This is a genomic window from Chryseobacterium sp. (genome assembly GCF_022869225.1).
Taxonomy (GTDB): domain Bacteria; phylum Bacteroidota; class Bacteroidia; order Flavobacteriales; family Weeksellaceae; genus Chryseobacterium.
This window is the reverse complement of record NZ_JALIHL010000001.1, coordinates 1031615-1054732: the sequence shown is the minus strand read 5'-3', so window position 1 is coordinate 1054732 and position 23118 is coordinate 1031615. Positions and strand designations below refer to the sequence as shown.

At 36.9% G+C, this 23118-nt stretch carries 22 protein-coding genes and 1 pseudogene; 14 read left to right on the top strand and 9 right to left on the bottom strand.

Annotation, left to right across the window (positions count from 1 at the left end; all coding sequences use genetic code 11):
* The first annotated feature begins 42 nt into the window (after window positions 1–42).
* The 4 genes from efp (at window position 43) to MUW56_RS04920 (ending at window position 3226) form a co-directional block, all read left to right on the top strand.
* Window positions 43–609, top strand: a complete 567-nt coding sequence (efp, locus tag MUW56_RS04935; protein WP_292012144.1) for an elongation factor P — start codon at window positions 43–45, stop codon at window positions 607–609.
* 67 nt (window positions 610–676) lie between these two features.
* On the top strand, window positions 677–1579 hold the full coding sequence (locus tag MUW56_RS04930; protein ID WP_292012143.1) for a UDP-3-O-(3-hydroxymyristoyl)glucosamine N-acyltransferase: 903 nt from the start codon (window positions 677–679) through the stop codon (window positions 1577–1579).
* Window positions 1580–1669: 90 nt separating this feature from the next.
* The gene (sucD, locus tag MUW56_RS04925; protein ID WP_002977143.1) at window positions 1670–2542 is read left to right on the top strand and encodes a succinate--CoA ligase subunit alpha; all 873 of its coding nucleotides are present in this window, start codon (window positions 1670–1672) and stop codon (window positions 2540–2542) included.
* Between the two features lie 15 nt (window positions 2543–2557).
* Window positions 2558–3226, top strand: coding sequence for a porin family protein (locus tag MUW56_RS04920; RefSeq protein ID WP_292012142.1), 669 nt, complete (start codon window positions 2558–2560; stop codon window positions 3224–3226).
* Between the two features lie 95 nt (window positions 3227–3321).
* Here MUW56_RS04920 and MUW56_RS04915 read toward each other — a convergent pair whose 3' ends face one another.
* From MUW56_RS04915 to MUW56_RS04905, 3 genes are all read right to left on the bottom strand, one after another.
* Window positions 3322–4632, bottom strand: a complete 1311-nt coding sequence (locus MUW56_RS04915) for an ABC transporter permease (protein ID WP_292012141.1) — start codon at window positions 4630–4632, stop codon at window positions 3322–3324.
* A gap of 3 nt (window positions 4633–4635) precedes the next feature.
* Window positions 4636–5547, bottom strand: coding sequence for an ABC transporter ATP-binding protein (locus MUW56_RS04910; protein ID WP_292012140.1), 912 nt, complete (start codon window positions 5545–5547; stop codon window positions 4636–4638).
* Between the two features lie 105 nt (window positions 5548–5652).
* Window positions 5653–6003 carry a T9SS type A sorting domain-containing protein gene (locus MUW56_RS04905; protein ID WP_292012139.1) on the bottom strand — a complete coding sequence of 117 codons (351 nt, stop codon included), beginning with the start codon at window positions 6001–6003 and terminating at the stop codon, window positions 5653–5655.
* A gap of 117 nt (window positions 6004–6120) precedes the next feature.
* Here MUW56_RS04905 and hemB point away from each other — a divergent pair, with 117 nt between their 5' ends.
* Window positions 6121–7110, top strand: a complete 990-nt coding sequence (gene hemB, locus MUW56_RS04900) for a porphobilinogen synthase (RefSeq protein WP_292012138.1) — start codon at window positions 6121–6123, stop codon at window positions 7108–7110.
* A 237-nt stretch (window positions 7111–7347) separates the two neighbouring features.
* Here the strand turns inward: hemB and MUW56_RS04895 are convergent, their stop codons facing one another.
* Complete coding sequence (locus tag MUW56_RS04895) at window positions 7348–8076, bottom strand: hypothetical protein (RefSeq protein ID WP_292012137.1); 729 nt, start codon at window positions 8074–8076, stop codon at window positions 7348–7350.
* A gap of 199 nt (window positions 8077–8275) precedes the next feature.
* Window positions 8276–8491 (bottom strand): TM2 domain-containing protein, encoded by a 216-nt coding sequence (locus MUW56_RS04890; protein WP_367118558.1) that lies wholly within the window; start codon window positions 8489–8491, stop codon window positions 8276–8278.
* A 318-nt stretch (window positions 8492–8809) separates the two neighbouring features.
* Between MUW56_RS04890 and lptB the strand changes: the two are divergent.
* Window positions 8810–9535 (top strand): annotated as a pseudogene (lptB, locus tag MUW56_RS04885) (LPS export ABC transporter ATP-binding protein); the annotation flags it as partial.
* Between the two features lie 424 nt (window positions 9536–9959).
* Window positions 9960–11768, top strand: a complete 1809-nt coding sequence (locus MUW56_RS04880; protein ID WP_367118497.1) for an ABC transporter ATP-binding protein — start codon at window positions 9960–9962, stop codon at window positions 11766–11768.
* Between the two features lie 52 nt (window positions 11769–11820).
* On the opposite strand, the gene MUW56_RS04875 is transcribed toward MUW56_RS04880, so the two are convergent.
* Together MUW56_RS04875 and MUW56_RS04870 are read right to left on the bottom strand one after the other, a co-directional pair.
* Complete coding sequence (locus MUW56_RS04875) at window positions 11821–12282, bottom strand: carboxymuconolactone decarboxylase family protein (protein ID WP_292012135.1); 462 nt, start codon at window positions 12280–12282, stop codon at window positions 11821–11823.
* Window positions 12283–12506: 224 nt separating this feature from the next.
* The gene (locus tag MUW56_RS04870; protein ID WP_292012134.1) at window positions 12507–13052 is read right to left on the bottom strand and encodes a Crp/Fnr family transcriptional regulator; all 546 of its coding nucleotides are present in this window, start codon (window positions 13050–13052) and stop codon (window positions 12507–12509) included.
* Between the two features lie 93 nt (window positions 13053–13145).
* On the opposite strand from MUW56_RS04870, the gene MUW56_RS04865 reads away from it, so the two are divergent.
* Window positions 13146–14099: a YafY family protein gene (locus MUW56_RS04865; protein WP_292012133.1), complete on the top strand. Its 954-nt coding sequence runs from the start codon at window positions 13146–13148 to the stop codon at window positions 14097–14099.
* A gap of 224 nt (window positions 14100–14323) precedes the next feature.
* Here the strand turns inward: MUW56_RS04865 and MUW56_RS04860 are convergent, their stop codons facing one another.
* Window positions 14324–14815, bottom strand: a complete 492-nt coding sequence (locus tag MUW56_RS04860; RefSeq protein ID WP_292012132.1) for a DinB family protein — start codon at window positions 14813–14815, stop codon at window positions 14324–14326.
* Between the two features lie 173 nt (window positions 14816–14988).
* On the opposite strand from MUW56_RS04860, the gene MUW56_RS04855 reads away from it, so the two are divergent.
* From MUW56_RS04855 to MUW56_RS04830, 6 genes are all read left to right on the top strand, one after another.
* Complete coding sequence (locus MUW56_RS04855; protein ID WP_292012131.1) at window positions 14989–15573, top strand: hypothetical protein; 585 nt, start codon at window positions 14989–14991, stop codon at window positions 15571–15573.
* Window positions 15574–15905: 332 nt separating this feature from the next.
* Window positions 15906–18326 (top strand): TonB-dependent siderophore receptor, encoded by a 2421-nt coding sequence (locus tag MUW56_RS04850; RefSeq protein WP_292012130.1) that lies wholly within the window; start codon window positions 15906–15908, stop codon window positions 18324–18326.
* Window positions 18327–18519: 193 nt separating this feature from the next.
* Window positions 18520–19089: a cob(I)yrinic acid a,c-diamide adenosyltransferase gene (locus MUW56_RS04845; protein ID WP_292012129.1), complete on the top strand. Its 570-nt coding sequence runs from the start codon at window positions 18520–18522 to the stop codon at window positions 19087–19089.
* Window positions 19079–19726, top strand: coding sequence for a thiamine diphosphokinase (locus MUW56_RS04840; protein ID WP_292012128.1), 648 nt, complete (start codon window positions 19079–19081; stop codon window positions 19724–19726). Before MUW56_RS04845 ends, MUW56_RS04840 begins: the two co-directional genes overlap by 11 nt.
* 205 nt (window positions 19727–19931) lie before the next feature.
* Complete coding sequence (locus tag MUW56_RS04835; RefSeq protein WP_292012127.1) at window positions 19932–20807, top strand: tyrosine-protein phosphatase; 876 nt, start codon at window positions 19932–19934, stop codon at window positions 20805–20807.
* Window positions 20808–20929: 122 nt separating this feature from the next.
* Window positions 20930–22324: an arginine decarboxylase gene (locus tag MUW56_RS04830; RefSeq protein ID WP_292012126.1), complete on the top strand. Its 1395-nt coding sequence runs from the start codon at window positions 20930–20932 to the stop codon at window positions 22322–22324.
* 101 nt (window positions 22325–22425) lie between these two features.
* Here MUW56_RS04830 and MUW56_RS04825 read toward each other — a convergent pair whose 3' ends face one another.
* Window positions 22426–23085, bottom strand: a complete 660-nt coding sequence (locus MUW56_RS04825) for an HAD-IA family hydrolase (RefSeq protein WP_292012125.1) — start codon at window positions 23083–23085, stop codon at window positions 22426–22428.
* Between the last annotated feature and the right edge of the window lie 33 nt (window positions 23086–23118).

The window sequence follows — 23118 nt, the reverse complement described above, 5'->3', positions numbered from 1 at the left end:
GATGGCCCAATAAAAAATTAAGTAAAAAGATAATATAAATTAATGGCAACAAGTAACGATATCAGAAAAGGGCTTTGCATTGAGTACAGCAATGATATTTATAAAGTAATTGAGTTTCTTCACGTGAAACCTGGAAAAGGTCCGGCTTTCGTAAGAACAAAACTAAAGTCAGTAACCAACGGTAAAGTAATTGATAATACTTTCTCTGCAGGACACAAAATTGAAGAGGTAAAAGTGATCACCAGAAAGTTCCAGTATCTTTATGATGATGAGAACGGATTCCACTTCATGAATAATGACGATTTCTCTCAATTATATATCAACAAAGAAATGATCGAGAATTCTCAGTTTATGAAAGCTGGTGAAGAAGTAACGATTATTTTGAAAGAAGCTGACGAAACACCGCTTTCTGCTGAACTTCCACAATCAGTATATTTGGATGTTATCGAAGCTGATCCGGGAGTAAAAGGAAATACGGCAACCAATGCTCTTAAAAACGCAATCGTTGAAACTGGAGCAAGAGTGATGGTTCCTTTGTTTATTGAACCGGGAGACAGAATTAAAGTAAGCACTGAAGACGGCAGCTACTTGGAAAGAGTGAAAGAATAAATAAAATGTACATAAATTCGGTTTGCACTAGCAGTCCGAATTTTGTTTTATAAGAAAATCTATTGTTATGAGATTCCATTCTCCGCAAAAGCTTAAAACAATTGCTGATTTAATTGGCTCAAAATTTGTTGGCCCGGAAGACTTCGAAGTCTTAGGTTCCAATGAAATCCATATGGTGAAACCGGGAGAAATTGTTTTTGTCAACCATCCTAAATATTACGACAAAGCATTAAACTCACCGGCGACCATTATTCTGATTGATAAAGAAGTAGACTGTCCGGAAGGTAAAGCGCTTCTTATTTCTGATGATCCTTTCAGAGATTTTAATAAAATCAATACTCATTTTACAAGAATATCTAATTTCACAGAGGAACTCCATGATGCAGAAATTGGGGAAGGAACAAGAATCCACCCTTCAGCAGTGATTGGAAACAATGTGAAAATCGGAAAAAATTGTCTTATATTCCCTCATGTTGTTATTGGTGACAGGACTGAAATAGGAGATAATGTCATCATCCAGTCTGGAACGGTGCTTGGTGGTGATGCTTTCTATTACAGAAAACTGAACGGAAACTTTGACCGCTTGATTTCTGTAGGAAACGTTGTTATAGAAAACAATGTGGAGATCGGAAATAACTGTACCATTGACAGAGGGGTGACAGATTCCACTATTATTGGAGAAGGTTCTGTTTTGGATAACCAGATTCAGATCGGACATGATACCATGATCGGGAAAAAATGTCTGATTGCTTCTCAGGTGGGAATTGCAGGATGCTGTATCATCGGAGATGAGGTGACATTATGGGGGCAGGTAGGAATTGCTTCCGGCAATAAAATTGAGGCAGGATCTGTAATTTTGGGAAAAACAGGAGTGAACAGAGATCTGGAAAAAGGAACCTATATTGGGATGTTTGCAGAAGATTTCAAGACTTATCTGAAAAAAGAAGTAAAGCTGAGAAATCTCAAATAAACAATTCCAAAGGTTTTATCCAAAATCAAAGAAATTTAAGTAAATTTGTGATCATTAATAAAATAATAAATAAATTAAAACAACAATAAAATGTCAATTTTAGTAAACAAAGATTCTAAAGTAATTGTACAAGGATTTACAGGGAACGAAGGTACTTTCCATGCAGGTCAGATGATTGAATACGGAACCAATGTAGTAGGTGGTGTTACTCCAGGAAAAGGAGGCAGCGAGCACTTAGGGAAGCCGGTATTTAATACAGTAGCTGACGCTGTTGAAAAAGCAGGAGCTAATGTAAGTATCATTTTCGTACCACCGGCATTTGCAGCAGATGCTATCATGGAAGCTGCTGAAGCAGGGATCAAAGTAATTGTATGTATTACTGAAGGTATTCCTGTAGCTGATATGGTAAAAGTAAAATCTTATATCGCTGACAGAGACTGCAGATTAATCGGACCAAACTGCCCTGGAATCATTACTTCTGAAGAAGCTAAAATTGGTATTATGCCTGGATTCGTTTTCAAAAAAGGTAAAGTAGGTATCGTTTCAAAATCAGGTACTCTTACGTATGAAGCAGCTGATCAGGTGGTAAGAGCAGGATACGGAATTTCTACGGCAATCGGTATCGGTGGTGACCCAATCATCGGGACCACTACAAGAGAAGCTTTGGAATTATTTATCAATGATCCTGAAACTGAAGCTGTTGTTATGATCGGAGAAATTGGTGGTGGATTAGAAGCTGAAGCTGCAAGATGGTACAAGGCAAGCGGATCTACAAAACCGGTTGTAGGATTTATCGCAGGACAGACTGCTCCAAAAGGAAGAACAATGGGACACGCTGGTGCTATTGTAGGAGGTGCGGAAGATACAGCACAGGCAAAAATGGAGATCATGAGAGAAAATGGGATCAACGTTGTTGATTCTCCTGCTGATATCGGTGCTACCGTTGCAAAAATCCTAGGATAATCTTAAACTCAATATATGAAAAAACTTTTATTAACCTCAGCTCTGACTTTTTCTGTTTTATCCTTTGCGCAAGTTCAATGGAAGAACACAAGATTTGGTCTTACTGCAGGATTAAACTATTCCAGAGTAGCGAATGCCCACAATCCTTCCGGCCCTAGATACACCGCTCAAGGTGGAGCTTTGGCTTTAATTCCCGTAGGAAAGGCAAACCAGTTCTTTATCCAGCCTGAAGTACTGTATTACGGTGCAGGAGAAACCGGAAAAGATAAGGACGCCAAAGGAAAAGACGGTTATGATGCAGTATATGCGAATAACTATTTAAGTGTGCCTCTCTATTTTAAAGGATACTTCTCAGAATCTGCATCGGAATTCTTTGGAATGGCAGGTCCTAGATTCAACTTTTTGTTAAGTCAAAATGTTAAAAATGCTCCTTTAGACAGACCTTATTATGATCCGGACGTTATCGATCCGGCAAGACCGTCATTAAGCGGTAAAGCAAAAAGCTTTAACTGGGGGTTAGGATTAGGAGTAGGATACAGCTATAAAAGACAACTGGAATTAGCTGTTAAATATGACATTGGATTTTCAGATACTTATCCCGGCCTTGCCAAAGAAAAAGGAGGTACTGATAAGAAAAAGTCTGAACAGGTAATAGCACTTACCTTAAGCTACATATTCAAATAAAAGATATTTATCAGAATATAAAAAATCCCGGAAGTTATTTCCGGGATTTTTATTGCAATATATTTTAAAAATTAAGCATACTGAAAGATTGGCTTCTATCCTCTGATCCATTTCCAAAGCTCTTTTAGGGTGGCTTTGTTTCCATACATTAAAATACCTACACGATAAATTTTTCCGGCCAGGAATATCATGAAAATGGTGGTTCCCAATAAAAGGACAATGGATAATGCAATCTGCCATGCCGGAACTCCAAACGGTATTCTTGCAATCATGGCAACCGGGGAGGTAAATGGAATAATTGACAGCCAAAAACCTAGCGGGCCGTCAGGATTATTCATCAGCGAGAAGCTACCATACATTCCCAACATCAGTGGTAGAATAGCAAATAAAGTAAACTGCTGAGTCTCTGTTTCATTATCTACAGCAGAACCGATCGCTGCGTAAATAGAGCTGTAGAAAATATATCCTAAAAGAAAAAATACGATGAACACAAAGATGATCAATGGGAAATTCATTTCCAGTAAGCTGTGGGATATCTGGGTGGCGAGCTGCGTCACATCAAGTTTATTCATCACTTCCTCATTGCCTCTGGGAATATTCCTTTGTATTGAAGAAAAACCGGTGTTAAGAACCACAGCCCCAATCACAGACATGGTGATCCAGATAATAAACTGGGTCAGTGCCACCAATGTTACACCAAGGATTTTCCCCATCATCAGCTCAAATGGCTTTACAGAAGAAATAATGATTTCCACCACACGGTTGTTCTTTTCTTCCAGAACGCTTCGCATGACCCTTACCCCGTAAATAATGATAAACATAAAGGTAACATACATTAAAATCATGCTTAAGCCTGTTTTTACTCCAAAAGCAAGATCAGAATCTTCCTTGTTGTCATCAGAAACATTAATGGTTTTCAAGACGAAACTTTTATCGAGATCATTTAGCTGGGCTTCCTGAATCCCTAATTGCTTGATCTTTTCTTTTTTGATGACATTGGAAATATCAGAAACGATCTTTTGTTTGGTATCAAGGCCTATTTTACTGTTGATGACCAGCCGGGTCTCTTTTTCCAGCGCATCAAAATTCTGATTCCGTAATTCGGGTAAGATCAAAATGCCGTCTAAAGATTCATTGCCTTTTAGATGATTGATTTTTGATTTTTCATCTGCTGCAGAAATAAATTCATAGTTCAGTTTATCATTAGAGGTAAGCTGATCTTTAAATAATCCGCTTTTATCCACCACTTCTATGATACTGTGAGATTCATTCGCCTTAAACATGAGTCCTATCACAGCGCCAAAAGCAATAATAAGTATAGGAGCTAATAAGGTCAGTATAATGAAAGATTTTTTCTTAACCTGGGTAAGAAATTCCCTCTTTGTAATTAAAAAAATATTATTCATAAATTAAGAATGATTACTTACGGCATTAATAAACACTTCATTCATACTAGGAATCCTTTCGTCGAATGATCGTACCTGGCCTACATGGATAAGGTCAAGAAGAATATTATTTTGACCGGTTTCGTTTTTAAGATCGAAAGAAATAAGTTGGTTAGCATTGGTAAAATTGAAAATTTCGTATTTATTTTTAAAATTTTCAAATTGATCATTGTTGACCTCTGAAAGGGTAACCCCAAAAATATTTTTCTTAAACTTTTCTCTTACATCGAAAACCCGGCCATCAATAATCTTCTTGGAATTGTTGATCAACGCTACATAATCGCACATTTCCTCTACACTTTCCATTCGGTGGGTAGAAAGAATAATGGTGGTTCCGTTATTTTTAAGGTCAATGATCTGATCTTTTATTAAATTGGCATTGACAGGATCAAAACCGGAGAACGGTTCATCGAGAATCAAAAGATGGGGCCTGTGCAAAACGGTTACCACAAACTGTATCTTTTGTGCCATACCTTTGGACAGCTCGGAAAGCTTTTTCTTCCACCATTGATCAATATTTAGCTTTTCAAACCACATTTTGGCTTCATTCAGGGCGTCGTTCTTACTCATTCCCTTGAGCTCGGCAAAGTAAAGGATCTGATCACCCACGCTCATATTTTTGTATAAGCCTCTTTCTTCGGGCATATAGCCGATATTTCTGATATGGTCCGGATTCAGTTTGTCTCCATTGATGAAGATGTCTCCTGAGTCAGCCTGAGTAATCTGATTGATAATGCGGATAAAAGAAGTCTTTCCGGCTCCGTTGGGGCCTAAAAGCCCATAAATACTGCCTTTTGGAACATGGATGCTAAAATCATCCAATGCGACCTTTTTTCCGGCATTATAGGTCTTTTTAATATGTTCAGCTTTTAACATTAAATTGTTCTTTTACAATTAGTATAAAAAAGTTCTGAAAGTTACGGAAATATTACACAGAATTAATGTAAAAGAAAAAATCCTGATGATTATCAGGATTCTAATTTATTGTTTTACGATTTGAGTAACCTTTTGCGTATTATCACTTAAGATATAGCGGATCAGATATTTTCCCGGCTTCAATTTTTCAATATTGATTTCCCCGGAATTCATATTGACCGCATAATTCGCAACCTGCATACCCAAAATTGAATAAAAAGTCACACTTTTGATTCTTAAAGAAGAATCTTTTGCCTTTATGATAAGGTAATCCTTTGCAGGATTGGGATAGGCAATCACTACTCCATCATCCGATTTTTGTGAGATGGAATTTGGCTCCTTTAGCTGAGCTTGTACATTATTGGAAAACCCAACAAAAGTGCCTGCGAATAAGATTAAAAGTAAAAGTTTTTTCATCAATTTATAATTTCTCGAATATATATAACAAATATAACAAATTCTATAATCTTGTACAATAGTTTTTTATAGAACTTATAGTAAATTTGTAGAAACTTATTCAAAAAGTATTCCAAAATGATACATTCAAGAAATAGAAGACTTAGAGTTAATGAATCTATCAGAAGTCTGGTAAAAGAAAATGTGCTTACCACTGATGATTTTGTAATGCCGATCTTCGTAATGGAGGGCGAAAACAAGCAGGAGGCGATTCCGTCGATGCCGGGAATTTTCAGGCGGAGTATCGATTTAACGGTGAAGGAATGTAAGGAATTATTTTCTTTGGGCGTAAAAGCTGTCAATTTATACATGAAAGTGTCAGAACATCTGAAAGACAATACAGGAAAAGAGGCATGGAATAAAGACGGACTGATGCAGAATACCATCAAAGCTATTAAGGATGCCGTTCCGGGTATGGTGGTAATGCCGGATGTCGCATTGGATCCCTATTCAATCTATGGCCATGACGGAATCATTGAAAACGGAAAAATTTTAAATGATGCCACCAATGATGCCCTGGCAAGAATGTCTGTGTCCCATGCTGAAGCAGGTGCCGACTTAGTGGCTCCAAGTGACATGATGGATGGCAGGGTATTGGTGATCCGTGAGGCACTGGAAGAAAGTGGATTTACAGATGTAGGGATAGTAAGCTATGCTGCAAAATATGCAAGCTCTTTCTATGGACCTTTTAGAAGTGCTTTGGACAGTGCTCCGAAAGATGATATGGAAATTCCGAAAGATAAAAAAACATACCAGATGGATTTTCATAATTCCCGTGAAGCGCTAAATGAAGTGTATAAGGATATTGAAGAAGGGGCTGATGTTATCATGATCAAACCGGGCCTTCCTTATCTGGATATTGTTTCGAAAGTACGTGAGGCCATTGATCTTCCCATAGCAGTTTATAACGTAAGTGGAGAATATGCCATGGTAAAGGCAGCCGTTCAGAATGGCTGGCTGGATAATGACAAAACAATCATTGAAAACCTTACCTGCTTTAAAAGAGCCGGTGCAGATATGATCTTTACTTATTTTGCTAAAGAAGCGGCAATGATCTTAAATAAATAATGTAACAATAGTCTACAAAAAACACCTCACATAGAGGTGTTTTTTGTTATCCGGAACAGATAGCCCTGTTGGGATCTATCGGATTGCCCGGTCATCATTTAAAATACCATCCCCGAAAATAGTTGCCATTTTTATCAGGATAGGTAAAGCAACCTCCTTTGATTTTTCTTCAACTCTTTTTCCGTTAATTTATTCGTGATCAGTATTTTAATATTTAGTTTAACCAAAATATAAAAGTTACATGATATTGAAATCTTTGCCTTTGGTAAATTTTGCTGCAAAAGGAGCTTGCTTTCCGGAATACTGTAGAACGAAATGCTTTTGAGTATCCGTATCTATTTTTGAGTCCACTTCTACATTTTGAGTCTGGAAGCTGATGTCTAAGCCAACCGTTGACTCTTTTTCCAAATAAATTTCGACACTTTCAGCGTAGAATAATGAGGTGCTCAAATAATTAAACTTAATATTTTTTCTATACGTTTTAGATTTTGTTTGTGTGAATAAAGAATAATTTTTCAAAATCTCAATTCCGGGAGAATCAATATTGGTAATTCTGGACTTTGTAACATTGTTTACCCTCACTGAAAGGCTTTTGACATTTTTGATATTTCCGTTGATGCCTATATTGAATAAAGAAGGTAGTGACAGCCCGTATTCAATCATACTGTCTTTTGTAAATTCAAAATCGGGGATTAAGGCAGGATGTTTAGGAATACTGATGAGTTGTTCTTTAACAGTATTCAGTGCTCCGTCGGAGAATAAATATCCAATAAGATTGTTCTCGGTGGTCCGCCAGTTTCTGCCGTTCCACTCGAAGATTTCACATAATAATGTGTCTGCTGAAGAGTGGGGAAGAAGATCCATATCCTGCCATTTAAAAACCTCCTTGGCATAGGGCCTTCGGTTGACAATATTGATCCCCAGATCCAATGCCAGCAGATCCGTTAGTTCCTGGTTATTTTCCATGATAATTTAATTCTTGATTTGGGTTGATAAAAATAGGGAATAAAATTTTAAATCATTAAGCTGGATCAGCTTAAGGGTATGAAGAGAAATGTAATTAAAAAAAGAGATTAAAAAACATTTGATTTTAATCTCTCTTATTATCTTCATTATTCTTGATGGCTAAAGAAATTTCTGGTTTACTGTAAGAAACCGCCTCATCTTATAACCAGCCTTTTCTGCCGTAGACATACGTGTCATCAAATTGCTTGTCACTCATAAAAAGATACAGAATACCTTCAATAAAAGGGATAACCGAGGCTACTCCGAAAGTAACAATATTAAGCACAATTTGAATAATTCCCTCCTTAGTATAGCCCAGATAAAATTTATTTAAAGCCAGCCACCCTACCAGAATACCCAATATGGCAGCAGGAATCTTTTTTTCTGAACGATAAGGAATATTGTTTTGTTGAGGCTGTGGACCTTATGTCTTTGTATAACCGTAATTTTCCATTTTTACTGTTTTAATATTTAATAATAGGTCGGCAGATCTTGTAAGTCGTTACAGGATAATAATGTAATGGATTTTATCCAACAAATATGCTGGCTGCAACGAATTAAATAAACCGCAGACAGTGGAATACACCTGCATGCAGGGACATAAATTTAACAATTAGCCCGGTTATCGTTAAACTGTATATAAACTATGGGAAGGTGTATATAAACTTGTTGGCATTTTTGATATATTTGCCCTATGATTTTACGAGGAGAAAACTTAATCAAAGAATACGGTCCTAAAAAAGTTGTAAAAGGCGTTTCTGTACAGGTTCAACAGGGAGAAATTGTTGGTTTGCTAGGCCCGAATGGAGCCGGGAAAACCACGTCGTTTTATATGATCGTAGGATTGGTTAAGCCTACTTCAGGGAAAATCTTCCTGGATAAACAGGAGATCACCACAGATGCAATGTACCGCAGAGCTCAGAAAGGAATTGGTTACCTGGCGCAGGAAGCTTCGGTTTTCAGAAAGCTTTCCGTAGAAGAAAATATCATGGGAGTACTGCAGCTGACCAAGCTTTCGAAACGTGAACAGCAAATCAAATGCGACGAGTTGATCGAAGAATTTTCTTTACAGCATGTCCGTAAAAACAGAGGAGATCTTCTTTCCGGCGGCGAAAGACGTAGAACAGAGATTGCCCGCTGTCTTGCCACAAGCCCCAATTTTATTCTGCTGGATGAGCCGTTTGCAGGGGTAGACCCTATTGCTGTGGAAGATATCCAGAAAATTGTAAGAAGCTTAGTCGATAAAAATATCGGGATCCTGATCACGGACCACAACGTACAGCAGACGTTAGCGATTACCAACAAAACATACATCATGTTTGAAGGAAAAATCCTGAAGGAAGGGCTTCCGGAAGATCTCGCGAATGATCCACAGGTAAGAGAGGCCTATCTTGGAGAGAATTTTGTGTATCAGAGTATTTTGGATAAACCTAAAAAGAAAAAATATGCCTACAATATCTGGGCAGGAAACTTTGATTCCAGAGCCCATTTCCAGGGATTTGTTAATGAAAACTTTAAGCACTTTGATGATTTGAGACTGATGTACGGCTTTGAGGATATCAGTTTTGCTTCCTTAGCGAATTCTGAAATTGAACATATCTTTAATGAGGTGGTAGACAAGAATGCCAATAACGCATTTGTTTTCCAGAAAAAAGAAATTAATAGTCAGTATTCTTTAGAACAGGCCCAGGCAGAATCTAAAGAAGCCAGCCGGCAGGAGCTTCATTATCTGACTACCTATATCTATGAAGGCTAAAATCCGAAGCAAATAATTTGCTGAAAATAATAATAAAACGTACCTTTTTCTCTGGAAATCGGTGCGTTTTTTCAGTTTAAATAATTCTATGGCAAAACCTTTTAACAGAACAGTCACTTTATTCGGAATCTATAAACAGCTTGTCCCATTTATCAAGCCCTACCGGCCAATGATTTACGGAACACTGTTTCTTACTTTTCTGGGCGCTCTTGCAGCACAGGTCAATCCCATTGTTCTGAAATATACAGTAGATGAGGTTACCAAGCTTACGCATCTTCCACATCCGATGACAGAGGGAATTCATATTCTAATTGTGATCTCTGTTATTTTACTGGGAAAAGAGCTTCTGAATATTTTCATCAATTTCGGGCAGAAATTTTACGGTGAAAAGATCAGGATTAATGTAAGTTCTATTCTGGCACAGTCAGCTATTGATAAGATTTTAACCTACAGGGTAGCTTATTTTAATGATGAAAACCACGAATCCGGAAAATTGCAGATCCGGATAGACCGGGGGATTGAAAGTCTTACGAAACTCGTTCAAAACTTTTTTATTGATATTCTTCCGCTTTTTTCCAACGCCATTATTGCCCTCATCATTATGTACATGCAGAATGTGTATGTGGGAGCCGTATCAACGATTATTGTCCCCATCTATTTTTATATAAGCTCTCTTCAGGCAAAAAAACTAAGCGGAGTCCGCCGGCAGCTGAGAAACCAAAGGGAAAAGAAAACTTCCGGACTTTTAAACCTGATCAATTCCATTATGGTGATCAAAAGTTTTGTCCGTGAAAAATTTGAAGGTAAAAAACAGTATGATCTGCAGATGCAGCTTATGGAAAGTCAGATGTTTACCCGGAAGACCAATTTTATTTATGATGGGTTAAAAACTTTTCTCGAACAGTTTGGAGTGGTTTTAATTATTCTTCTGACGGTTTATCTTGTGCTTGATCAGCAAATGACCATAGGAGCGATTATGCTTCATATTATGCTTTTTAATAATGTTTCTGCACCGATCCGTCAATTGCACAGGATTTATGATGATATGAATGATGCAATGATCTATGCTGAAGGCTATTTTGATATTCTCAATGCCGATAACGAAGCCGAGCCGGATGGTAGCTTTATAGAAAAAGAGATCAGGGGAACTTTTGAACTGAAAAATGTTGATTTTACCTATCCTAACGGGACAAAAGCTCTTCATAATGTCTCTATGAAAATTGAAAACGGAAAGACGACAGCTCTGGTAGGATTGAGCGGTGCTGGAAAATCAACGGTTATTAACCTTTTATGTAAGTTTTACCTTCCGGATTCCGGGGAAATTCTGCTGGACGGGGTAAATCTGAATGAATATGATAATACATTTCTGAGAAGTGATCTTGGATTGGTCCTTCAGAAAAATCATATTTTTCAGGGGAGTATTGAAGATAATATCCGTTACGGAGATATGAATGCGAGCTTTGAAGAAATTCAGGAAGCAGCAAAAAAGGCCTATCTGCATAATCAGATTATGGATCTTCCCGATCGGTACCAGCATGATGCCACCCAGCTTTCCGGCGGGCAACAGCAAAGAATTGCCATTGCAAGACTGTTTCTTAAAAATCCGCCGATTATCTTTCTGGATGAGCCTACCGCCAGTTTGGATGCTATTGCCACGGAGCAGATCAAAAATTCTCTGGACGCTATAAAAGAAGGACGAACGGTTATTATTATTTCTCACTCACTATCCCAGATTCTGGACTCGGACACCATCTATGTGATGAAGAAGGGAAGGGTGGTTGAGAACGGAACTCATGACGAACTTTATAATAAGGACGGGACTTACCGTGAAATCTTTGACGCATCAGCGCGAAGCTTAAACCTTGATAAATTGGTAAATACTTTTAAAGAAAATTAAATTAAAAAACTCAGCGGTCCGCTGAGTTTTTTAATTCCATCATCATCATTGACTAGGCTTTTTCAGGAACCTGGTAAGCACCAACATTAGCTCCGAAAGCAATATTAATTCTATTATAGCTGTTGATCGCAATGACAGCCATGGTTAGATCCACTATTTCTGTTTCAGAGAAGTGATGACTTACCTTTGAATAAATTTCATCATTGACTTCCTTCCCATTTAAAGCCGTTAAAGTCTCAGCCCATAATAATCCAGCCTTTTCTTTGTCCGTATAAAACGAACATTCTCTCCAGGCACTTACAAGAAATATTCTTTGTTCGGTTTCACCTTTTGCCCTTAATTCTTTAGAATGCATATCCAAGCAAAAAGCACAGCCGTTCATTTGAGAAACCCGGAAATACATCAGTTCCAGAAATGAATTGTCCAGTGAAGAGTTCTGTACCTGAAACCCCATGTTGTGAAGTGCATTTACAGCCTTGTTGCCAATTGCAAATGCGTTGATTCTTTGTGACATACTATTTGTTTTTTTTGATTAATGATGGGACAAATGTAGAACTGAATTTTTTGGATTTTTTTTACAAATGATAAATAATATGAAGAAAGATTTTTGAAGCTGGAGGATGGGAGCGGGATGCTGGAAGTTACTATTAGGTAGATGATATATATTCAGTCTTCAATAACTTCTCTCTCCCAGCTTCCAGCATCCTTTCTCTTAAAATTTCTGAGCTCTGATTCTGCTTAAAGATACCTGAGTGATGCCGATATAATCTGCCAGATCTCCAAGGCTGATACGCTGGATAAGGTCAGGTCTTTGTCGTAAGAAATTATAATATCGCTTTTTCCCATCGTCTTCAAGCATTTCACTGATCCTTCCACCATATTGACCGGTGCTTTTGAATACAGTTTGCTGAAAAGTGTTTCAGCCGTGTGGTATTTTTTGCATAATCCTTCGATCACATCTCTGGGTATCCGGAGAACTTCTGTAGGTTCCAGAGCAACGATCATGTATTTTGACGGCTGTCCGGTAAGAAAACCACTCAGTTCTGCAAAAAAAGCATTTTCAGCAAAAAAGGTCATGATAACATCTTTTTCACCATTGTCAAAAAATAGTTTTACCAGCCCTTTTTCAATAAAATAGAAATACCTGCAGGTTTCATCAGCTTTTAACAGAAAATCTCCTTTTCTATACGTCTTAGATTCTAAACCTGAGACAAGTTCGTTCATAACTTCCTCTTCGGGTTTTAAAATCTTCTCAATGGTCTGGATAAACTGGGAATGAGGCATAAGAAATAGTCTGTTTGAAAAAAATAAAATTAGTAAAAAAGCGCTTACATTTTATGGGATACCTCAAAAAAGAATTTTAGCTTTGTTATCATAATGAACGATCACTATCTTAAAAAACTCGATCGGGTAACGGCCATTCTTACCCAATTACAGTCAAAGCCTGTTGTGCGGGCACAGGATCTGGCTGAAAAGTTTGATGTAAGTATCAGAACCATTTACCGGGACGTAAAAACCCTGGAAAATGCGGGTATTCCCATTGTAGGAGAAGCTGGGAACGGATATTCTTTAATGGAAGGATATAAGCTTCCGCCGATCATGTTTACCAAAGAAGAAGTATTGAGTTTCATCACTGCTGAAAAACTGATGCAGAAATTTTCCCATCAGAGTTTGGGGAATCATTATCAGGCTGCAATGGAAAAAGTGAGGTCAGTATTGCGGTATTCCGATAAAAATCTGATTCAGAATATAGAAAAACAGATTGATGTATTCAGCTTTCATACCGATTCAGGGAATTCTCTCAAAAATGTGATTCCCATTATTCTGGAAAGCATAGCAGAAAAGACCCAATTGGTGATAAAATATAAAACCGTAGACGCTGCAGTGACCAGCAGAACCATTGAGACTGTTGGGGTATTCTTTGAATTTAATTTCTGGTACATCATGGCATTCTGTACTTTGAGAAAAGATTTCAGACAGTTTCGGGTAGACCGGATTCTGGAGATCATGAAAACCCAGAACCCATTTTTACAGGAATACGGACAGGTAAATGATTACCGGAAAAAATCAAACGGAAATAAAGTCACCGCTAAGCTTTTAGTAGACAAAAAGATAATGTCCCATCTTGTCAACTCTAAAAAATACTACGGACTCGTTGAAGAGGTGGAAACCGATAACGGGGTAGAGCTTACTTTTGAAACAGAATGGATTGATGGCGGATTTCCGCGCTGGCTGATCACTTTTGCAGATTATGCTACCGTGTTAGAACCGGAAAGCCTTCGTACAACGCTCAATGAGATGCTTCTAAAGATGACCGAAAGACATAAATAAACCCCAACAGATGATTGTTAGGGTTAATAAAGACTTAATTTGTGCAAAAAGATGAAATGGGTATTGAGGCAAAACTGCAAAAAAGCAAAGGGGCAAAATTATGATAAACAATGGTTGATATGAGCTTTGTTTACATTGAGTGTACTGATCATTATTGCCAAGCATAATAACACCGGCAAATCTGCCTGGTCTTTTCGCGCTTTCACTTTTTTGCTCATGCTCTATTAAAATCTCTCCCAGAAAAAAGGCGGTTCAATTCCCAGAGCTCTTAAATAAACATATCCCTGGCCGCGGTGGTGAATTTCGTTATCTACAAAATAAAGAATGTTCTGATATACCGGGAATTCATATTGTCCGAATAAATTGAAGGTCTCCTGGAAACGCTCTTCAGAGATCTGACCGAAATAATGGTTGATCACTTCAGTCTCTTCATCCCATTTTTTCAAAATTTCTTCTTTGGTCTTTGGAGTAAAGCCTTCCTCGTTATACGCTTCCATATTTTTTTCAACAATTCCTTTTAAAGCAACTCCGCCGATGCTGATCAGCTCTACTGCCAGTTTTGCGAAGGGTCTCATTCCGCCTAGTGAAAATTCAAATAATTCTTTTTCGGGAAAAGATTCAATTACTCTTCTCGTAAGGTTTCTATGACCTTGCCAATGGTTTAATAATTGCTCGGTTGTCATGAATTGTTGAGTGGCTGTTGCTGTAGTTGTCATAATTGTATGGTTTTTATTTGTTATTGTTGAGACAAAGGTAAGAGCCGGTTGTGACAACAGCGTGTCAGCAGGATTTTGGATGCTGAAATTTTTTATTCTTTGTTAAAATATCCGGCCTGCTTTTCCGTTTGAGAAAAAGGATATTAATAAAAAGATGACCCTTATTTAGAATTATGAAGAAGTATATTTTGCCTGTTATTGCTGTTCTTTTATTAGTATCATGTAATAAGATTGAAGAAAAAATAGATCAGACCGTTCAAAAAACGACAGAAACGGTGCAGCAGAAGGCCCAGCAGGCTGTAGAGGAAACTGTCAAAAAAACAGTGAATGAATCGATCAATTCTTTAACCCATTCTCAGGATGTTAAGTTTAATGAAGTGTTCCCCGGTATAGGTTCCTCCGTAATTTCAGAGGAGAAAGGAAAAAAGTTCAAATTTCCCAATGGCTCTGAAGGCTATATTTTTAAATACAAAGCTGATATTGCTGTATTGTTGCCTCTTTTGGAGGGGCAAACTACTACTGATGAAGGTAAATCAGATCAAAAAGCCCGTAAGATTGACGGACAAAGCCTTATTGATAAAATAAGTCTTTTGTCAAAATTTCTTCCTGATAATACCTTTGATACAAGTATTCTGGAGGATATAAAATCTGATAAAGACATTCAATATTATAAATTGAAAAGGTTTCCCAACAGTAGTACAATTATCTACAACCCAAAAAATCAGACCATCATACAATACGTAGAGGTAAATAAATAATTTGGATATGGCCGGTTTCCCGGCCATTTTTTATTCCCACTCATTGCGAGCCATAGGCGAAGCAATCTCAACCCGTTGAAAACTACTTATCAGAACGAATGAAATCATGTTTATTTCTGATGTTAACTAATTAATTTTTTTATACAGATATGATATTATTGATTTATTTTTTTTCATATTATTAATAAATCACTTTATGTTTGTAAATAAATTCTTGTTTTTGTGAAATGATATATTTTTCACAAATATGGAGATTAATTTTTATTATATGTTTTATTTTTATGTTTAATATTAATTTTTTTACTAGATTTATTAAATAATTAACAATTGACATGGAAAAGAATTTATTTAAGAGAAAAATCTATGCATTAGTATTAAGTGGAGCTGGTGCTATGGGATATGCTCAGGACAGCATAAAACAAAATAAAATAGATGAAGTGGTGGTTACCACGGGTAGAACCAAGCCCAGGACCATCATTACCTCTGCAATTCCTATTGACAATATTTCGGCAGTACAGTTAAAATCCACAGGGCAGGTTACTTTTGATAAAGCTTTGACTTATGCTGTACCCTCTTTTAATTCATCACAGCAAACTGTTTCTGATGCAACCGCTCACTTTGATCCTGCAGATTTAAGAGGATTAGGACCTTCCAGAACATTGGTTTTGGTGAATGGTAAAAGAAAAAATCAAAGTGCTTTAATTTATGTAAATGATACACCAGGAAAAGGTGAGGTAGGTACAGATCTGAAAAGTATTCCTTCAGCAGCCTTACAAAATGTAGAAGTATTGAGGGATGGAGCATCTGCACAATATGGCTCTGATGCCATTGCAGGAGTTATTAATATAATTCTTAAGAACAGTGTGGGCAAAAGCACAGTCAATCTTTTTTCAGGTATTACTTCAAAAGGAGACGGTTTTAATATCGGAGCAGATTTTAATACGGGAATCAGAGTAGCAAAAACCGGAAGTCTGAATCTTACATTCGGATTTTCCTCTCAAAATAAAACGAACCGCGCAGGCTCTATTACAAAAGACGAACTTTTTGGTGTCGATAATGCCTGGACTCAGGCTAATCCCGGTTTAGGAATGATTATAGGGCAGCCGGAGACAAAAGTTGCCAATATGTTTGTGAATTTTGAATTGCCAACGGGTGAAACTGGTAAATTTTATGCTTTTGGGGGTACCACTTACAGAAATGGGACTAGTTTTGCTTTGTATAGAACCCCCTATTGGGTACCTTCAGATTTTGGTTTATTAACTCCAAAAGGACAACCTTACAATGGATTTCAACCGGAATTTAAAACAGATGTTTATGATTATAATTTAACTTCCGGATGGAAAGGCATGTTTGGAAAATGGAGTTTTGATGGGAGTGCAACCTTTGGCTCTAATGCAGTAGATTATGCTGTAGGAAATACTATTAATACATCTTTGGGTGCAAATTCACCAACCCGTTTTAAAGCAGGTGGCCACCAGTTCAGTAATATTATAGGAAACATAGATGTCAGCCGGGATTTTGGTGCCCTTGTTTTAGGAGCCGGAGCTGAAGTGCGCAATGAAAATTATCAGGCAAGGGCAGGAGAGGAAGCGTCTTATATAGGAAGTGGAGCAGAATCATTTCCAGGACTGCAGCCTCAAAATGAAGTCAATAAAAATCGTCAGAATATTGGAGCTTATATGAATGCTGAATGGGATGTTACGAAAAACCTGTTACTTGGAGGAACTGTGAGGTATGAAAATTTCAGTGATTTCGGAAATAATGTTTCCTGGAAAGGAAATGCAAGATATAAACTGTTAGATGATAAATTGGTTTTCCGAGGGTCTGTTTCTACAGGATTCCGAGCACCTTCATTACACCAGATTTATTATTCTAATGTTCAAACCAAGATTACAGGGAATACGGTAGCTAATCAGGGTACTTTTAATAATGATTCTCAAATTGTAAGATCTGATCTTGGGGTACCCAAATTAAATGCTGAAAAAGCCTTTAATATTACAGGAGGATTTGCTGTAAAACCTTTTAAAAACCTGACTATTACAGCAGATTATTATAGAATAAAAATTAAAGACCGGGTACTTTTCTCAGGAGATATTGGGTACAAAACCGGTGCTCCAGGGAATCCGGATCTAACAAACCCTGTGGAAGTAATATTAAACAATAACAAAATAACCTCCCTGAAGTTTTTTACCAATGCTGTAAATACAGTGACTGAAGGGATTGATTTTGTAGCTAATTATTATACTTCTGCTATTGGCAAAGGAAAATTGGGAATTATTGCTGCTTTCAATTATAACGAAACTAAAATAGTAGATAATATTGCCGTTCCGCCTATTTTGGCTGAAAATGGTTACTCAGAAAACTTTTTTGATAGAAAAGAACAATCCAGAATTATCTCTGCAAGACCAAAAACAAAAACTATTCTTAGTCTTTCGTATGACATTTCAAAGTTTAATTTTAACCTTAATAATACGTATTTTGGTTCTGTTACATGGCAGCACGCCACTGATCCTGCCAAAGATCAGACATTTTCCGGTAAGGTAGTTACAGACATCGTTTTAACCTATAAAATCACGAATGATCTTAAAGTTTCCGGAGTCGTGAATAATTTATTTAATATTTACCCGGATGTAATAGACAGCAAAGGAGATGTAGTAACGGATCTTGGAGGAAGATTCAAATATCCCTGGGAGGTAAATCAGTTTGGATTTAACGGAACCATTTTTCAGCTAAATGTTAATTATTCTTTTTAATCTATACATAAAGAATTGGATTTGCGTTGTAATGCTTAACAAAGACGAAGCAATCTCAAAAGATATAAAACTTACATGTACAAATATAAACTGACATTAATTCCTAGTGTCAGTTTATCATTTTTCAGATAGAATAGGAAGCTATTGCTACATTTTACTTTTTACATTCTACAAAAAAAAGTATTTTAGTCGTATGAAAATTTATACAAAAACAGGAGATAAAGGGCAGACAGCATTATATGGCGGAACAAGAGTTTCCAAGGCCAGTGCGAGAGTTGACAGTTATGGAAATATAGACGAACTGAATTCATTCATCGGAATTGCCAAAAGCCATATTGAAGATGAAGAAGTTCTAAAGCAGCTGAAAAAAATACAGTTTGATCTGTTTACAGTAGGTTCTGAAGCAGCAACGCCGGTGGATAAATTGATGCTTGCCAATGGTAAATCTAGACTTCCATTAATTATTTCAGAAACTGAGATTGAAGAACTGGAACAATGGATGGATGCGTTTGATGAAAAGCTGGAACCTCTTCAGTATTTTATTCTTCCCGGCGGCGGAAAGCCGGCGACTTTTTTACATGCGGCAAGAACCATCTGCAGAAGGGCAGAGCGTTCCCTGGTATTTTTAAATGAGTCTGAAGAAGTACGCCCTGAATTAATCAAATATTTAAACAGACTTTCAGATTATCTTTTTGTATTGGCAAGATATGTTTCAAAACTGAATAACGAACCGGAAGAATACTGGAATCCGAATGAGAGATAAAGTATTGCTTTTTATCAATGGTGAGGCTCCAAAAACGTTACCTGATCCTGAAAATTATGGATTGATCGCTTGTACAGACGGTGCTTTCCATTATCTGAAAAAAATGGGCTTCCGTTTAGATCAGCTGGATTTTATTTCCGGTGACTTTGATTCGCATTCCGGATCGGATGAAGATAGATATCAGGAAAAATTTATCCTTACATTGGATCAGGATAAGACAGATTTTCATAAAGCTTTGGAAATCATTTTGGAAAAAGGCTTTTCGGAGATTGATGTTTTCGGAGGAAGTGGAGGTGAGCAGGATCATTTTCTTGGAAACCTTACGGTTGCTTATGGATTTAAAGACCGTATGGAAATCAGGTTTTATGATGAATTTTCGGAATATTATTTTATTCCCAGAAAATTTAAATTGAAAGGAGTAAAGAATAAAATGGTCTCTCTTTATCCTTTTCCGTCAGCTGACCAAATTACAACAAAAGGGCTCAATTGGCCCCTGACTCATGGAAACTTAAGCATTACCTCAAGAATAGGAACCCGGAATTTTGCTATTGAAGATGAGATTTCAGTGGAATATGAATCAGGAGATGTATTATTTTTTGTAGGTCTCAACGAGATAGAATATCCAATTATATATTAAAGCAATTAATTTGAATAGAAACGGGCTTTAGCCCGTTTGATCAAAATAAACAAGTCAACCGGCTTTAGCCAAAACTTAAAACAACATACAATTTAAAACCTGGGTTAGTGCCACAATGGGACGCGTGAAAATTCCTCTCCCCAGGAGCGGGGCAAATCGACAGATTTGACAGGGTGCATAACTTTTGTAGCTAAACAAAAAACTATTGAATAGATTAATCAAAATATCAGTTTTTACGATTTCATTATTCTGTATTTTATCCTGTAAAACACAGCATTTTGAGACACCGGAATATGGGCAAAATGAAACGGAGAAAAGTCTTCCGGTCAAAAAAGTTTATAATTTCCGAACGGTAGGAGACCTTAAAAATATCCAAGGAAGGGCATTGAGGAAAGGTATATTCTATAGGAGCGGCCATCTTCACAAGCTTAAAAAGACATCTTTTCATGATCTTCAAAATCTGGGAATAAAAGAAGTTATTGACCTCAGGAATTCAAAAGAAATTGCCCAGAAACCGGATAACCTTCCAAAGGAAATCAGATACAAAAATTATTCAGCTTTTGAAGATAAAGGTGATCAGCTGGATCAGGCTAAAAAACTTGTACTAAGAGGGAAAGTGAATGGTTCTGATGCTGATCAACGAATGATTGATTTTTATCGTGAGTATGTTGCAGAAAATCCAGGAACGATAAAAACTATTATTACAGAAATTTTAGAATCCAAAGGTCCGATTCTTTATCATTGTACAGCAGGTAAAGACCGCACCGGAATTATTACCGCGTTACTACTGACCATTCTGAAGTTTGATAAAGATACCATCTATAACGATTATCTTTTGTCCAACAATTATAGAAAAGGTCTTGTTGAGAAAAGACTTGGACTAGCCAATAACCTGCATTTCTTATATCCTAAAATGGATATACAGGTTTTGGAAAAACTGAGTTGGGTGGAAAAAAGATATCTTGACGCAGCTTTCGGGGAGATAGAAAAAAAATATGGCTCAACAGATGCCTATATTCAAGAAGCTTTAGAGATCTCTGACAGTAAGAGGCAGGAATATATTCAAAAGTTTACCTATTGATTTTCAGGGAGAAATTTTTGAAGGGAGCAATATCAGGGGATTATAGAAAATTATAATAATTTTAACACCCAAAAACCAAACTTTTTTAGCAATTTTGCATTTCTTAATTCACTTGTTTAGAAATGAAAATAAAGTACTCGGAACTTATTGATCAGACATTATATTTTCCTACAGAGGAATTTAATGTTTCTGAGAACAATTTGTTGTTTCACGATGTTCCATTGATGGACGTTGTTGAGCAATTTGGCACTCCGCTAAAGATTAGCTATTTGCCGAGAATTTCTCAAAATATTCAGAAAGCTAAAAGCTGGTTTAAAGAAGCTTTTGAAAAAACCGAATATAAAAAGAATTATACCTACTGCTACTGTACAAAATCCAGTCATTTCAATTTTGTATTGGAAGAGGCACTAAAGAATGATATTTCGATAGAAACTTCTTCTGCTTATGATATGGATATTGTAAAGTCCCTTTACGAGAAAGGTAAGGTAAATAAGGATATTGAAGTGATCTGTAATGGATTCAAAACGGATGATTATCTGACGAAAATTTCAGATATGATCAATAACGGGTTTGAAAATATTACTCCAATCCTGGATAACTACCGTGAGCTGGATAAACTGACGGAAAGTATAGATTCTACTTTCAATATCGGAATCAGAATCGCGTCTGAAGAAGAACCCAAATTCGAATTTTATACCTCAAGACTGGGAATCGGATATAAAGACATTATCCCTTACTACAGCCAGAAAATCGCTGAACATCCTAATGCAAGATTGAAAATGCTTCATTTCTTCATTAATACTGGGATTAAAGATACTTCATACTACTGGAATGAATTGTATAAATGTCTCCGGGTGTATGCACGTTTGAAGAAAATTGCTCCTGAAGTTGATTCATTGAATATTGGAGGAGGTTTTCCCATTAAAACTTCTTTAAATTTTGATTACGATTATCAGTATATGGTAGAGGAGATTGTTTCTCAAATCAAAAAATTCTGTGAGGAAGAAGGAGTGGAAGAACCTAATATTTATACAGAATTTGGAAGCTTTACCGTAGGAGAGAGCGGGGCTAACCTTTATAAGATCATTTCCCAGAAACGTCAGAATGACAGAGAAAAGTGGAATATGATTGATTCTTCATTCATGACGACACTTCCTGATACATGGGCGATTTCAAGACACTTTATCATGCTTCCGCTAAACCGTTGGGAGGATACATATGAAAGGGTTTTCTTAGGAGGGTTAACGTGTGATTCAGATGACTACTATAACTCTGAACAGCATACCAATGCAATTTATTTGCCGGTATTCAGTGATACGAAACCTTTGTATATCGGATTTTTCCATACCGGAGCTTATCAGGAAACGATCGGAGGTTACGGCGGCGTACACCACTGCTTGATGCCTCAGCCGAGACACGTCCTGATCCAAAAAGATGAAAACGGTGAGCTGCAGTATGAAATTTTCCGTGAAAAGCAGGAACCTGAGGATGTATTGAAACTTCTCGGTTACAAATAAGACCTCAACTTGCCATTGCGAACGGAGTTGAATTCCACTTCATTCAGATGATAAGGCAGATATAAAATAAAAGCTCTCACCAGGTTGAGAGCTTTTGCTATTTAAAAATATTTTGAAATTTTATCAAGTTCAAGATCCTCATAATCTGAAATTACAGTGTCGGCTAATGTATAATCCTGATTTTTAGAATGGGGGCTTCTGTAGGCTGCACAGAAAATCTCTGCCCGGTGTGCCGCCAGAATTCCATTGGTGGAATCTTCGATAACCATACAGTTTTCCACTGGTTCTCCAGCCATTTCAGCAGCTAACAGGAATACTTCAGGATGAGGTTTTGATTCTTTTAAATCTGCACCACTTATTTTTCCGCTAAAATATTTCTCAAGTCCGAATTTATCAAAAACCATATTGATCGTAGTCATTGTTGCAGAAGAAGCTAAGATCAGCTTTATACCATTTTCATGATAATGTTCGATCAGTGGTCTTACTCCCGGGATCAAATCAAATTCGTCATCGTTATAGAAATAATCTTTGAAATGGGATCTTTTGATTCCGGCAATGGCTTCATGAGTGTGATTCAAATTATATTCATGAATCAGAGTTTCACAAACTCTTTTGGTGGAAGCTCCCGTAAATGAGGTGTACAGATCTTCGGAAACTGCAATTTCCAATTCATCAAATGTTTTGAAATAAGCTTTTCTATGTAATGGTTCTGTATCTACAATGACTCCATCCATATCGAAAAGAACAGCTTTTAAAGACATATTTGAAAGTTTTTACAAAAATAGCTAATTGAG

Bases quoted from the DNA above. Each gene is read 5' to 3' on its own strand.
- sucD (WP_002977143.1), top strand. From the start codon at position 1,670: ATGTCAATTTTAGTAAACAAAGATTCTAAAGTAATTGTACAAGGATTT.
- MUW56_RS04845 (WP_292012129.1), top strand. From the start codon at position 18,520: ATGAAAATTTATACAAAAACAGGAGATAAAGGGCAGACAGCATTATAT.
- MUW56_RS04905 (WP_292012139.1), bottom strand. From the start codon at position 6,003: ATGAAAAAACTTTTACTTTTAATCTTATTCGCAGGCACTTTTGTTGGG.
- MUW56_RS04910 (WP_292012140.1), bottom strand. From the start codon at position 5,547: ATGTTAAAAGCTGAACATATTAAAAAGACCTATAATGCCGGAAAAAAG.
- MUW56_RS04830 (WP_292012126.1), top strand. From the start codon at position 20,930: ATGAAAATAAAGTACTCGGAACTTATTGATCAGACATTATATTTTCCT.
- MUW56_RS04855 (WP_292012131.1), top strand. From the start codon at position 14,989: ATGAAGAAGTATATTTTGCCTGTTATTGCTGTTCTTTTATTAGTATCA.
- MUW56_RS04840 (WP_292012128.1), top strand. From the start codon at position 19,079: ATGAGAGATAAAGTATTGCTTTTTATCAATGGTGAGGCTCCAAAAACG.
- MUW56_RS04880 (WP_367118497.1), top strand. From the start codon at position 9,960: ATGGCAAAACCTTTTAACAGAACAGTCACTTTATTCGGAATCTATAAA.
- MUW56_RS04860 (WP_292012132.1), bottom strand. From the start codon at position 14,815: ATGACAACTACAGCAACAGCCACTCAACAATTCATGACAACCGAGCAA.
- MUW56_RS04920 (WP_292012142.1), top strand. From the start codon at position 2,558: ATGAAAAAACTTTTATTAACCTCAGCTCTGACTTTTTCTGTTTTATCC.
- MUW56_RS04850 (WP_292012130.1), top strand. From the start codon at position 15,906: ATGGAAAAGAATTTATTTAAGAGAAAAATCTATGCATTAGTATTAAGT.
- MUW56_RS04865 (WP_292012133.1), top strand. From the start codon at position 13,146: ATGAACGATCACTATCTTAAAAAACTCGATCGGGTAACGGCCATTCTT.
- MUW56_RS04895 (WP_292012137.1), bottom strand. From the start codon at position 8,076: ATGGAAAATAACCAGGAACTAACGGATCTGCTGGCATTGGATCTGGGG.
- MUW56_RS04825 (WP_292012125.1), bottom strand. From the start codon at position 23,085: ATGTCTTTAAAAGCTGTTCTTTTCGATATGGATGGAGTCATTGTAGAT.
- MUW56_RS04930 (WP_292012143.1), top strand. From the start codon at position 677: ATGAGATTCCATTCTCCGCAAAAGCTTAAAACAATTGCTGATTTAATT.
- MUW56_RS04915 (WP_292012141.1), bottom strand. From the start codon at position 4,632: ATGAATAATATTTTTTTAATTACAAAGAGGGAATTTCTTACCCAGGTT.
- hemB (WP_292012138.1), top strand. From the start codon at position 6,121: ATGATACATTCAAGAAATAGAAGACTTAGAGTTAATGAATCTATCAGA.
- efp (WP_292012144.1), top strand. From the start codon at position 43: ATGGCAACAAGTAACGATATCAGAAAAGGGCTTTGCATTGAGTACAGC.
- MUW56_RS04870 (WP_292012134.1), bottom strand. From the start codon at position 13,052: ATGCCTCATTCCCAGTTTATCCAGACCATTGAGAAGATTTTAAAACCC.
- MUW56_RS04875 (WP_292012135.1), bottom strand. From the start codon at position 12,282: ATGTCACAAAGAATCAACGCATTTGCAATTGGCAACAAGGCTGTAAAT.